Annotated in this window: 6 protein-coding genes and 1 pseudogene; all 7 read right to left on the bottom strand. The window is 46.8% G+C overall.

The window, feature by feature from the left end; translation table 11 throughout:
* Nucleotides 1-932 (bottom strand): HEAT repeat domain-containing protein (locus tag LAY57_RS32680; protein ID WP_249071359.1); only part of this gene is annotated, 932 nt, incomplete at its 3' end.
* A 51-nt stretch (nt 933-983) separates the two neighbouring features.
* Nucleotides 984-1,220 (bottom strand): type I secretion C-terminal target domain-containing protein, encoded by a 237-nt coding sequence (locus LAY57_RS32675; RefSeq protein WP_338022539.1) that lies wholly within the window; start codon nt 1,218-1,220, stop codon nt 984-986.
* A 59-nt stretch (nt 1,221-1,279) separates the two neighbouring features.
* The gene (locus LAY57_RS32670; protein WP_249071357.1) at nt 1,280-2,470 is read right to left on the bottom strand and encodes a HEAT repeat domain-containing protein; all 1,191 of its coding nucleotides are present in this window, start codon (nt 2,468-2,470) and stop codon (nt 1,280-1,282) included.
* A 51-nt stretch (nt 2,471-2,521) separates the two neighbouring features.
* Nucleotides 2,522-5,995 (bottom strand): calcium-binding protein, encoded by a 3,474-nt coding sequence (locus LAY57_RS32665; RefSeq protein ID WP_249071356.1) that lies wholly within the window; start codon nt 5,993-5,995, stop codon nt 2,522-2,524.
* A gap of 105 nt (nt 5,996-6,100) precedes the next feature.
* Entirely contained in the window at nt 6,101-11,740 is a 5,640-nt protein-coding gene (locus LAY57_RS32660) for a CARDB domain-containing protein (RefSeq protein ID WP_249071355.1), read from the bottom strand.
* A 72-nt stretch (nt 11,741-11,812) separates the two neighbouring features.
* Nucleotides 11,813-12,055: pseudogene (locus LAY57_RS36735) on the bottom strand (CARDB domain-containing protein); the annotation flags it as partial.
* Complete coding sequence (locus tag LAY57_RS32655) at nt 12,043-14,172, bottom strand: CARDB domain-containing protein (RefSeq protein WP_249071354.1); 2,130 nt, start codon at nt 14,170-14,172, stop codon at nt 12,043-12,045. The gene LAY57_RS32655 and the pseudogene LAY57_RS36735, both read right to left, overlap by 13 nt.
* Nucleotides 14,173-14,203 lie beyond the last annotated feature (31 nt).

Below are 14,203 nucleotides of genomic sequence, written 5' to 3'. Positions count from 1 at the left end.
GCCCGCCTTTTTTCCCCAAAATCCTTACTACTCCTCTTGGGGTGGTGCGCCGCAGGCGCACCCCCTGAACGGTTACCTATTTTGTGCCAATAGGTTATTCTCGGTATCGCCGCTTCGCCTCGGATTTTACCGATGGCATTGGCTACCAGAATGTTACCGTACATATCTGGTGACTTTTTGAGCTTCTCAATCAAAATGGGAACTGCCTCATCAGCTAGCCCACCAAATTCCCCCAAAGCCTCAGCAGCTAAGGCAGCATCAGTTGGATGATTAAGAGCTTCAATCAAAGGAGAAATTGCTCTGGGGTCTTTAATCTGTCCCAACGCTGTGGTGGCGGCTCGAAAGAGGTCTGAGTTAGACTCCTTCAAAAAAGGGATGATGTGGGGAACTGCTTCTCGCGCTACAGGCCCGATTAAGCCGAGAGCCTCAATCGTTCCATCGTATCCCGCGATCGGCTTAAGAGATGATCGTAGACCGATAAACCTATCAGTAGGTCGCGGTGAGTGGAGTGCAGCTATCAGGGGTTTGACTGCTCTTGGGTCGCCGATTTTGCCCAAAGCTATGATAATATCGCTGCGAGTAGGAATAAGTCCGTCTCCCGTCTCGTAATTGTTAGGCCCAGTCGAGAGTGCCTCAATCAGAGCCGGAACTGCTTCTTGAGCTTCAGAACCCATTGCGCCAAGACAGCTGGCAGCCGAACTAACGCAGCGATATTTGAGTCCGGGAACAAAAGGTTTCGACTTTTTCTGACAGGAGCCGTATGGGTTGGCCTCATAGACGCAGCATTGACCTTGTAGTTGCCCGATTAATGCGCTCAATTTATCTTTTTTAACAGCAGCTTTGCAGGAATCATCACCACACGAACCTAACAAAACAGCCAGCAAACACGCCGACACAAAAAGTGCTATACCATATTTTGTTAGCTGTCTCATAGTTAACACCATTGCTGGCCTTATTTGGGACTCAAACCAAAAACATCACTATCAAAACACAAAGTTGTTAGCATTCAAACTGGTTGATACAACATTATTCAACGTCACCAGCGTACTAAACCCAGGCGCTCCAGCCGTACCATTGGGGTCGATTTGAACTTGAGTATTCGCTCCAGACTGCACCAATCGCAAGTAACGATCGATAAATGGGTCAGTACCTTTATAACCCACATTAGCGAATAACTCAGTCAAAACAATTACATCATTGCTAGTATTAAAATCGACGATCGTATCTCCCCGCTCATCGAAAACAGAGTAAACAAACCGATCGTTCCCATTCCCACCCGTCAGCTGCCCGCTCCGCGAGTCTTCAACATTTTTTTAATGAGATCTCGCATTTCCTTAAATGTGGTAAATTTTTGCTCGGAAATCTTTTGTCCATCTCTTTGTATCCACACGCCGTTGGGGCTAAGAATGGGACTTGAAAAACTGCGTTCTATCCACACTTGACCGCTGGTAAGACTGGGATTTGACGTACTGCGATCGAGCCGAACGTAAAGATTTTGTGAGGTAGTAAGAGTTATATAATATCTTTCCTTCTCGTAGGTAGCATAGACAAAATCTCCTTTATAGCCATAGTCTCTAAATATTTCTCGTAGCTCGTCAGGAAATTCAATAAATTTTTGCTCGTACATTATTGCTATTTTTGGGATCGCGGCTTGACCACGGATCTTGCCTATAGCTCTGGCGGCTGTTAGACCCTCGCTAACATTTGTCGAGCTTTCAATCATCTTAATAAGAGCGGGAACCGCTGCATCAGCTACAGGGCCAAATTTTGCCAGGGTATCAGCGGCTAGACCTGGATTGCTTGGATTGTTTAATGCCTCGATCAGAGGAGGAATCGCTCTGGGGTCTTTAATCTGTCCCAGTGCTATGGTAGCGGCTCGAAACAGATAGGAGTCAGACTCCTTCAAAAAGGGGATGATGTGGGGAACCGCTTCAACAGCGGCAGGTTTGATTAAGCCAAGAGCCTCAATCGTTCCATCGTATCCCTTGGGCGGCTTAAGAGAGGAGCGTAGACCCAAAAACCTGTCAGTAGGTCGCGGTGAGTAGAGTGCGGCTATCAGAGGTTTGACTGCTCTTGGGTCGCCGATTTTGCCCAAGGCCATGATAATATGGGTGCGAGTAGGAATAGGCCCGTCTCCTGTGCTGTAATCATTCGGCCCAGTCGAGAGTGCCTCAATGAGATCCGGAACTGCTTCTTGAGCTTCAGAACCCATCGCACCAAGGCATCTGGCAGCCGAACTAACGCAGCGATATTTGAGTCCAGGGACATAAGGTTTCGACTTTTTCTGACAGGAGCCGTATGGGTTTGCCTCATAGACGCAGCATTGACCTTGTAGTTGCCCGATTAATGCGCTCAATTTATCTTTTTTAACAGCAGCTTTGCAGGAATCATCACCACACGAACCTAACAAAACAGCCAGCAAACACGCCGACACAAAAAGTGCTATACCATATTTTGTTAGCTGTCTCATAGTTAACACCATTGCTGGCCTTATTTGGGACTCAAACCAAAAACATCACTATCAAAACACAAAGTTGTTAGCATTCAAACTGGTTGACACAACATTATTCAACGTTACCAGCGTACTAAAACCAGGCGCTCCAGCCGTACCATTGGGATCGATTTGAACTTGAGTATTCGCTCCAGACTGCACCAACCCCAAGTAACGATCGATAAATGGGTCAGTACCTTTATAACCCACATTAGCGAATAACTCAGTCAAAACAATTACATCATTGCTAGTATTAAAATCGACGATCGTATCCCCCCGCTCATCGAAAACAGAGTAGACAAACCGATCGTTCCCATCCCCACCCGTCAAACTGTCATACCCTAAATTGCCAGCAAGCACATCGTTACCGACTTCGCCTTGCAGAACATCATTACCGTTCCCACCGTTAAGCGTATCATTGCCCTCACCACCTGTGAGCGTGTCACTACTATCGCCACCGGATAAGGAATTATTGCCGCTATTACCAGTAATAACATTCCTCAAAGCATTGCCCGTACCTTTGATGGGATTGCTTTGAGTGAGTACCAGGTTTTCCAAATTATCGCCCAGTGTCCAGTCAACAGCAGAACGGACAATTTCCGTTCCACCATTAAGGACATCGACAGTGATATCGCCCGTACTATCAACAATATAAACATCGTTGCCCAGTCCGCCCACCAACTCGTCGTTGCCCGCACCTCCATCTAAGGTATCATTACCACCACCACCGTCTAGAGAATCGTCACCCGCACCGCCAAAAAGACTGTCGTTACCGTTGCCACCGTAAAGGGCGTCGTTGGTACTCTGTCCCGTTAAAGTATCGCCGTTATTAGTGCCGACGATCGTCAGACCGCTAGGCGGAGTTTCGTTGTCTACTATATTGACAGTGGTTGTATTTTGTGCCCCAATAGTAGCACCCCCTGTGGGATTGCGTAACTCCAGAGCGATCGTTTCCCTACTTTCAACGATCGTATCCTCAACAATAGGAACGATAACCGTCTTTTGAGTTTCACCAGAAGCCAAGCGCACAGTAATAGGACTGTTGTTGTAGTCATTGGGTGCAGTAGCTGTACCATCACTTAAAATAATAGTGGCACCCACTTCGACTGTAGTTTTGCCAGTGCGTGCGACTCTAACCGCATATAAGGGTGTACCATCTTCTCGGACGGTAAAGGGGGTAGAGTGGAAGGCGAGTTGCACATCGTTTTCTACGATCGTAAGAGTAGCAGTATTTTGGGTGACAATAGTCGCTCCACCTGTAGGATCGCTGAGAGTGAGATTGACGGTTTCGTTTGTCTCGCCTAGAGTATCATCTACGATGGGAATCGTTACCGTCTGGGTGGTTTCTCCGGGAGCGAAGTTAACTACGATGGGTGTGTTGTTGTAATCAGCAGGAGAAGTGGCGGTGCCATTTTGCAAGTTGACTCTAGCGCTGATTTCCCCAGTAGTTCTACCCGTGCGGGTGATGGTAACGGCTGCAATCGGCGTCCCATCTTCGTTGACGCTAAACTGAGCCGCGCTAAAAGCTAGGGAGACATCATCGTCAACAATAGCAAGGGTAGCAGTATTTTGCGTACCTATGACAGCACCGCCTGTAGGATTGGTTAAGGTGAGAGCGATCGTCTCGTTTGATTCAACGGCGGTATCGTTAACAACAGGAACGGTAATAGTTTTGGTGATTTCTCCATCGGCAAAGTTAACGACGATAGGTGTGCTGTTGTAATCAGCAGGAGAAGTGGCGGTGCCATTTTGCAAGTTGACAAGAGCGCTGATTTCCCCAGTCGTTCTACCCGTGCGGGTGATGGTAACGGCTGCAATCGGCGTCCCGTCTTCGTTGACGCTAAACTGAGCCGCGCTAAAAGCTAGGGAAACATCATCGTCAACAATAGCAAGGGTAGCAGTATTTTGCGTACCTATGACAGCACCGCCTGTAGGATTGGTTAAGGTGAGAGCGATCGTCTCGTTCGATTCAACGGCGGTATCGTTAACAGCAGGAACGGTAATAGTTTTGGTAACTTCTCCATCGGCAAAGTTAACTGCGATGGGGGTACTGTCGTAATCAGTAGGAGAAGTGGCGGTGCCATCTGTTAAACTCACCGTAGTAGCGATCGCTCCCACACTGCTGCCCGTTCGATTGATGGTAACGGCAGTAATGAGGGTGCCATCTTCGTTGAGGCTGAAGAGGGTAGCGCTGAAGTCCAGAATGCTGGGGTTGACAGTTGTGTCGATTACGGCTATCTGGGTATCGGGTGTGTTGGGAACTGCTTCAACGTTACCGGCATTGTCGCGGGCTATACTGTAGAAGGCGTAGGTGCTACCGGGTTGACCGATGTAGGTGGCTTCGGTGAGGGTAGTATCTTCTAGCCAAGGAGTAAATTCGCCTCCATTTTCGGAGATATAGATAGTGTAGCCAGCTAAGGCTGACCCGATCGCATCGTCATTGCCGCTCCACTTGACTGGGAAGCTGGTGTCTGCGACAGTCGTTGGTAGAGCTTCTACGGCACTTGTGGGTTTGCCTGCATCGATAGTGTTTTTGATAGCAGGAGTGTCGATCGGTTCGTTGATATCGAAGATGATTCGCGCTTGAGCGTCGATGGTTGCACCTGTTGCTAGTGTTGATTTAGGACGCACGGTATAGCTGACAAAGCCATCGCCTTCTGGAGGAGTGAGATTGGGGAGTAAAAAGCCGCGCAGGGGATCTGCGGGAATTTCTCCGGTAGCGGGGTCAATAGAAGTGAATTCCCAGAACGCCTCTCCTTTAGTAATATCGATGCCTGCGGCGACATCGACGTAGATACCTTGTGTGGCGGTGAGATCTAGGCGAGTTTGATAGAAGGCGCGGTTATCCGGCACATCGATAAATGTATCGCCAAAACCGAAATCACCTACGCGGAAGGTGCGGAAGTCTAAGTCGCTGTCAAGTTGTTGGGTGACGCGGACAGTTTGAGCGGGAGCTGTTGCAAAAACCGGGTCGTTTTCAAAGCGGATGGTGTAGGCTAAGGGGTCAGCAGCAGTCACCCAGTGTTCTTCACCAAAGCCTTGGGGACCGATGATGTCGTTGGGATCGCGAGAAGCGACAACATTGGTTTTAGAGCCTCCCGAACCATTAGAAGGTGTAGGGGTTGTTGGAGGCGTTGGAAGTTTTTTGGGAGGACAATCGCTGTTTGACTTAACTGAGCCTGAAACTTCTTTTTCATCTATTCCAAAAGTCATGGTGAAAGGCTGACCATAGCCATATTCTTGAGCGAGCCACACATATTCAAAAACTCCAGGGTCGATACCAGATGCCCGAAACTCCTCTTTATTCTTATTTGCCCGATCATCCTTCTGCCAAGAGTATGAGTCAATTCCATAAATAGAGACATTAGCTGTGTAAGTCTTTATCCCACAATCTTCTTTAATGTAAATTGAATTAACGACAGCGTAAGTTCCTTCTGCTCTTGCATAATCACTTCTTTTGAAGCTTATTTGACCAAAAGTCAAAAGTGCATCAGTATCATTCAAAGCATCTGAGGTCTCGCTTGCTGAGTAAATAAAGCCTCGTAGAGGAATAATAGGAGCTTCATCCGCAGAAAATCGACGACCGGGCTGGCTAATATTCAGTACGTTTCAATCATAGGGTGGTACTTGGGTTGGTACATAGAAGGCTCCCCGTTCAACAGCTAGATTTAATTGAGTCTTAAGAAAATTAATTTCTGACTTATACTCATCGCTCTCTTTGATGTCTTTTACAACATTATTAGGGATGGTTGTCAAATCAACATTAGGGACGACTGCTGCTGATTGATAGTTATCATCGAAATGCACATGACCCGTGGGACTAGGAAAAAAGGGATAAGTTGGCCTATATGTCTGCCACTCAGCAGCAAAGTGTTGACCGATCTCGATAGTTTTGTTGGCAAGCCACGAAGGAGCTTTGGGGTTGGCGGCAGATAGGGCTTGCCGCACGCTTTGTTCATAACTATTAGCAAGATTGGCAGGCGTGGAACCAAGATTACCTACGAAATGCTTCAGGATTGCACCCGCAGTAGGCGCAGGATTTCTTAGTAATTGCAAGCCCTTTCTAAATTGCTCTGCAACGTCTAAAATCTCATTTTCTACCCGCCTCATTAAAGTATCAAAAGCATCGGTATATGGATAAAGCAAAGCAAGTAAAGCTTCAATATTGTTCTTGTCGAAATTAACATTGTTAGCGACGGATAACGCATGGGAACTTACATCTACGATTGGGTCTACTCCTGCCAAGTCATCTATTATGTCTGCGAATTGAGCATTGTCAATATCATTTAATGTGATTGTGAAATCAAATGATGATTCCGGAGCCGATCCTTGTCGTCCTCTAGGCTCTACACTCCCTGGTATTTTTATTCCTACAACACCGTCTGGGTAGCCAAATACTTGGGCTATGGCCTCGACTGTTTCAAATATTTGAGAGCGGGGAACGATCGGCGTTCGAGGTTGGGGTGTCAGTGAATTTGCCTGGGATACTTGGAAACTTGACTCAAAACCAAACGACTGCACATTATCGTTAACTTCTGAAGAACTACTTTCAGTTGCGACAGAATTTGATAGAAACTGGATAGTGTAGTTATCTTCTAAAAGACTGTTTTCAATCGCAGTATAATCCGCTAACTGAATACTGCTGCTAAGCTCAGATAAACTATTTTCAGTTGAAGGTGTTGAGAAGTTATCAAAATAAGCTTTGCCCCAAGCATCTAAAGCAACATCAGCCCACAATTCAGTAGCTGAGTGTGTATAGTCGTCAATAGCAGTTAACTCAGTCGCCAGGTCTGCCAGTCCAGTTTGGAAAGTAGTCCACGAATTGCCAAACTTCTGTTGTAGCGCCAAAACAGCATTAGACCATTCAGGCGTCGAAATATCACCGCCCAAATATTCAATAAAGCTGGCGTAATCAACAGAACTGCCATCATCTACCATCTGGCGAGCGGTAATATCGATCGATCCAGTAGACCCCGGCGCTGTCCCCCGCAGGCGAATTGTTCCCGTTTCGCCGGGACGCAGAATACCAGCCGGACCTTCATTGCTAATACCCAGCAATATCATCGACCCAAGCTGAGCAAACTCATCCCCATCTTGAATATTTTCCAAGCGAATGTCGGGGTCAGTTTCCAGAACAATTAAAGGCGCTTTTACATCGTGGCTACCTCGATTGGCATAAGAAACGATAATATCAAAGCTCTGTCCTGCCCTAACGGAAGGGGTTGAAGTTACAGACAGCAAAACATTATCCGGACGCTCATCGACAACGGTGAACCCATCTTCAAGAACATCTGTAAGAATTGAGGTGGTAATTACAGGTTCGCCATTACCGTCATCCGTTTCGGGATAGACCACTTCATAGTCGGGTTGCAAAATTTTAAGGTCATAAGTCCCAGTTGTGGCAGCGGTTAGGTCAAAAGTGGCAAAAACGCTAGTTGAATCCTCATACCAGATATTCGTTGCCTCTACCTTCTCCCCAGCCTCATTCTCCAGTACAGCAGTTAACTCCGACGTGAATTTAGCCCCCGAAATTTCTACAGTAATGGTTCCACTATTGTCCCCAACTGTTTGACCGATCGCCCTGATGCCGAAATCGATCGTTTCGACCTCAATAGAATAATCGTGTGTCAAAGTAGGAACGTCTTGACCGCGAGCTAAGATGTAGTAAGTTCCGGCTTGGGTCAGAGGTACTACCACTTGCTGGTCGGCAGATATGTTCTCAAACTCGAAGTCAAACGCTGCCGGGGAAGGCATTTGCTCGTAACTGACGTACAACTCGTTAAATCCACTCTCTACCGCAGAGTCAAAAGTGACCTGTAGAGTTTCACCTTCAGGAACTTCAACCCGGTAATAGACAGACTGACCCTGAGACATAGTGCCACTAACGGGGATGCCCAGTTCTAGATGTGAGGCATCAACAGCTATCTGCCCCACCGAGGCTTCCGCGTTGTTTTGTTCGTTACTTTCTAAAATCGAATTGCGGATGTCGTTGCGAACCATAACGTAGTAATCGCCAGGAACAACACCGGGTAGCGGTGCGGTTAGAGTCTCGCTGTACGTACCAGCACTCGGTACATCTCCAAAATGCTGCACCCGCCCAACAAGGGCATCCCCCACATCCCACTGCTCGTCAGTAGAAAGGTAAATAGCATCAGACCAACTGCCCAAAGCTGGATTAGCACCCTGGTTTGTTACCGTGTAGCTAATAGTGGCGTTCTGCCCCGGTACACCATTAGCAGGAATTGTAAAATCGGTTACTACCAAGTCAGCAGGTAGGGAAAGCTGCACCTCCGTTGAGATGCCATCGTAGCCAGTATTATTCTGCTCGCCGCCGCGCTCGTTAATGTAGTTGCCGCTATCTGTTACCGCAAAGACATAAAATGGACCCGACAGCCCCTGGGGAATAGTAAAAGACTCGGTTTGAGTGTAGCTCGCTCCCGCAGCCAAGTCGAGAGTTTGAGATTTGAATCCCAAGTACGTATCGGTATTGCGATCGAAAAATTGGTCGCGTGACAAGTAAAAAGCATCGTACCAAGAACGATCGACAGTAGCCGCCCCACCATCGTTGCGGACTGTCCAGGTAACATTAAATGACTGCCCACTTATAGCAGCAGCAGGTGCATCAACCGCCGCAACAACTAAGTCCGGTACAGGTGTTAACCCAATCGACGCAGCACTCACCGTAGCCCGCGTGTTATTGTTATCCAAAGGAGCTTCCACCACTCGATCGGTACTATCGGTGCGGACGAGAGTGTAGAAATCGCCGCTAATGTCGTAAGGCAAGTTAAATGTAGAAGAGGCGGTGTACTGACCCGATGATTCCAGAGCGCCCGATCGGTAAACTCGCCCCAGATAAATATCATCGCTACTAACAATCTCATCAGTAGAAAGATAAACATCGTCGTACCAATAATCAGTATTAGTCCGTCCCCCGCCTAAATTTTTAACCGTCCAATTCACCGTAAAAGGCTGCCCCGAATTAGCCGTCGCCGGTGCTATGACTTGAGTAACTTGCAGGTCGGGAGTTTGCCTGGTTATATTAACTATTTGGACTGCCGAGTTATTAATTTCATTTGTTGCTTCGTATACCCTGCCATCGGCATCCGCGATCGCGAACAAATTGTACTGACCGACAAGTTCAAAAGGAATGGTCACCAGCTCGCTGCGCTGATAGGAACTGTTAGGATTGAGCAAACCATTACGTTCAAACGTACCGAGGAGCACATCGTCCCCATTGCCCAACACAGCATCTTTAGAGGCAATCGCCCGATCGATCCAATTCGTAACCGCAGTATCGCCAATGCCTTGGTTAGTAACCGTCCAATTTACCCGAATCGCTTTGCCAGCAGAAGCCGTTATGGGAATGTTTGCCGTTACTGCCAAATCAGCAGGACGAGAAGTAATAGAAATCGGACTGCCATCTATCCCATTATTGTTGTCGTTATTCAGCTCGAAAACATTATTGGCGCTATCGGTAACAACAAAGGCATAGTAAGTTCCCTCGATCGCGTTGGGAAGTACGAACGTAGCAGAACCATTGTAAGAAGCATCCACATCTAAAGCCCCAAAGTGGCTCTGGGTGCCAAGCTTCAGATCCGTATCGGGGTTTAGCTGCGAATCGGTAGATAAGTAAAAAGTGTCGAGCCAACTAAAGTTAGGAGTGGCAGTTGCCCCGAAGTTTTTTACTTTGTAATTGATAGTTAAAGAACGACTCGCCGATGCTGAAGCGGGTGCATCGACTTCTTCAACTTCTAAATCCGGTGGTGGCGTAAGATTGATTCTGGTAGCTGTAGTGTCGTAACCAGTGTTATTACCTTCAAACGCATTTTCATAGACTTGATTGCCACCATCAGTTCGCACAAAGAAAAAGAAATCGCCACTAACATCAACTGGGGGAGTAACCGTATACGTGGCATTATAGCTTTCACCAGGATTTATCGTGCCACTTTGAAAACGCCGATCGAGAAAGCGATCGGAATTATCCAATACTTCATCGACAGACATAAAAATGTCGTCATACCAGCTCGTTTCCAAGTTTCGCCCCGTTCCTGAGTTGGTAACCGTCCAACTGAGAGTGAGAGGCTGACCGGAAAAGCCTTGACTTGGCGCATTGACTGGAGCAACTTGGAAATCTGGGGGTGGGGTTAGGTTAACGTCTGTATAAGGATCGCTGGCGTGGAAATTGTCTCCCTCTCCACCACGTTCAAAGACATTATTGTTGGTGTCGGTTTTGACCAGGAAGTAGTAGTTGCCATCAATACCTCGTGGCAGATTTACCGTTAGACTATTAATGTAGCTCTCGCCAACGTTGAGATAGCTGGCATTGACAACGCTGCCTAAGTAAGTATCGGTATTGTCAAAAGCAGTATCGAGGGAAAGCCAAACTGCATCGTACCAGTAGGGAGCGCTAGTACCTCCCGTTCCCGTATTGGTAACAGTCCACTCGATCGCCGTTTGCTGGCTGGAAAAGGCAGTAGGTGGCGCGGTAACGCTGGAAACTTGAAGGTTGGGGATGGGGGAGAGGCGAACCCGAACGGCACCGTCATCAATAGCCGTGTTGTTGGTTTGGTTTTCTCGAACGATTTGACTGTCTTTATTGGTGGAAACTACAATCCGGTAATCGCCAGTCAGTTCGTTCGGCACAGTGATTAACTGGCGACGTTCTATCGATTCGCCAGCGGCAATAGTACCCGTAAAGGGGAATGTAGTAATGTAGCGATCGGTCCCAACTGTTGAGTCGCTAGATAAGTAAATATAATCGTTCCAGGTTCCCGTCGCCGCAGTGTTACCTTGGTTTGTAAGCCTCCATGAGATTTCAATCTGCTGTCCCGATAATGCTTCTTGTGGAGCAGTAATATTGCTGACTACCAAATCTGGTGCCTTCACTTCAATTGGCACTGCCTTCAAGTTGTTCGCGTTATCAGTTTCACCTTGAATATCATCGCCATCAGCTATAAACAGCAGATATTTACTTCCAATTCCGGTGTTGTCAGGAATTTCTATATTGAGGTTTTGCTCGTAAAAGCTATTAGCCGCAAGCAGTGTCTTATCTTCAGTTGGTTTTGAATCGATGAAGCGATCGCTACTGTCGAAAATATTGTCATTAGAAAGGTAAATATGATCCCACCAGTTAGCAGCAGCCGTCACGCTACTCTGATTCTTCACTTTCCAAGAAACCGAGACGGTTTCGCCCCAATTAGCAGTCTCAGGTGCCGTAGCATCGAAAACTACTAAATCCGGAGCCTGCAATGTAATCTCTTCCGCTAATACGTTGTTAGCTTCGGAGCTTTCGCTTTGCTCGGCTTCATCATCAGTAACAAATAGTAGGTAGCGACTCCCAATTTGGGTATTGGGAATTTTAATGTTTTTAGTGAAAGTGTACGTGCCATCAACGGCTAAAGGACTCTTTTCCGATGCGTCGAAATCTCTAACAAGTGTATCGTTAGGATCGAGTGTAGTATCGTCAGAAATATAGATAGCATCGTTCCAATCAGAAGAAGCTGTAAAATTACCTTGATTTTTAACTGTCCAAGAGACTTCAACGGTATCTCCTAATGTGGCGATATTTGGTGCGCTAGCAAAGGTAGTAGGCTTTTATTGGGTGCTGTAGCGCTAGTAACAACTAAGTCAGGTGCAAGGAGGGAGATCTGTACTGCGACTGTGTTATTGACTTCGGTAGTTTCCCATTGGTTGTTGTAACCATCTGCGACAAATAACAAATAGCGATCGCCAACGGCAGTAGCTGGAATCCAAAGATCTTGGGTTACGGTGTAATTAGCTCCGGCTGCCATAGGCTGGTACGAATTGTAGTAACCCGACCAGACTGAGATTACGTAGGTATCGGAACTATCTAAGATCGTGTCATCAGAAATGACGACGCGATCGGACCAACCGTAATTAGAAGTAGGTAGCTCTCCCACGTTCGTAACTTGCCATTTGGTTCTGATGGATTGACCTAAAACTGCCGTTGTTGGTGCTTCCAGAACTGAAAGCGCTAGATCGGCATTTTGCCCGTTGATTGTAATCGGTACGGCGTCGATATTGTTGGCTTCATTCGTTTCGCCTTGGTAGTTGTATCGATCGGCCATGAATAACAGATACCGTTCACCTGCACCAGTGTTGGGTAGAGTGATGTTCTCTTGGGTGATTTCGTACTCTGAGTTTACTGCTAGAGGGGTCTGGTATCCTGTCCAAGGATAGATGATAGCAATATCGTTGCTATCGTAAACGCGATCGCCAGAAAGGTATACGTAGTCATTCCAGTCAGCAGTCGCCGCAACTTCCCCCTGGTTTTTGACTTTCCAAGAAACGGTAATTCGCTCCCCTGGATTGACAGTAGAAGAATTTGTTCTACCAGAAACAACTAAGTCTGGTGCGTTTAATTTGATCTGTGCAGCATAGACATTATTGGTTTCATCCGTCTCACCCTGGTCTTTGTAGTAGTCTGAAATAAGCAGTAGATAGTAACTACCCGGAGCAATATTTTTGGGGAGGGTGATGTCTTGAAAAGCTTCATAGTCTATCCCTGGTGCTACGGGTGTCTTGTCTTGCATCCAACGGGAGCTGACATAGGTGTCAGAGTAATCGTAGATCTGGTCTTTAGATAAATAAATATAGTCGTACCAGGAGTGGGCGGCAGTTGGTACGTTTCCCTGGTTGATTACTTCCCAATTAACGCGGACTGTTTCGCCCAGTCCGGCTGTGCGAGGAGCTGAAACTCCATCTACTTTTAGATCGGGTGCTTCTAACTGAATATCCCACGCTTTAACGTTGTTCGTTTCGTCCGCTTCATTAAGACTTTTTCCGCCATCAGTTGCTAAAAGCAAATAGTATTGACCCGCTTCTACAGAAGGTAGTTTAATATCCTTTTGTACGGTGTAGGGCATTCCTGGAGCCAGTGGTTGGTATAAATTGTAATCACCAAACCACTCGGAGGTAATCAAAGTGTCCTCCGAAGTATCAAGGATGGTATCTTTGGAAAGGTATAAGTAATCAGACCAGTAATAATTTGGGGTAGCAGCGTTGCCTTGATTACGAACAGTCCAAGAAACGTTTATTGTTTGACTGGCTATGGCTGTTTGAGAAGCAGTCAGATTATCAACTACTAGATCCGCTGCTTTTACTTCAATAGGCTTCGCTAATACGTTGTTGGCTTCCTTGCTTTCGTCTATATCTGTCTGGCTATCTGCTACAAATAGCAAATAGCGGTTCCCCATCTTAGTGCTTGGAATGGTGATATCCCGCGTTACCGGATTGGAGTAACTGGAAGAAGCTCCTAGCGATGACCATGAGTTGTGGTACGGTGCATATTCGTCGGTAACATGAGTGTCTGAACTGTCAAGCGTTGTGTCGTCAGATATGTAGATAGAGTCGTACCAGTAAGCGTCATTAGTTGCAGCATCTCCCTGATTGTGTATCTTCCAAGAAACAGGAACTGTCTGACCTACTGTAACTATGTTGGGAGCAAGAGCCTCTGAAACAATTAAATCTGCACTCGGCCCGGAAAGCGTGATGGGTACTGCACGAACGTTGTTAGCTTCGTTCGTTTCGCTTTGGTTTTTATAAGCATCGCTGACAAATAGCAGATAGCGGTTCCCGGACGCAGTGTTATTGGGAAGAGTGACATTCTGTTCGATACAGCGGTTCCCGCTGTTATGAGGTACAGTAGCAGCAATTAGCAAACCAATTTCTTAAATGTTGAGGATTCATTAA

This window comes from Argonema antarcticum A004/B2 (genome assembly GCF_023333585.1).
GTDB lineage: Bacteria > Cyanobacteriota > Cyanobacteriia > Cyanobacteriales > Aerosakkonemataceae > Argonema > Argonema antarcticum.
Note: the sequence above shows the minus strand (reverse complement) of the source record. Positions and strands in the feature narration are given on the sequence as shown.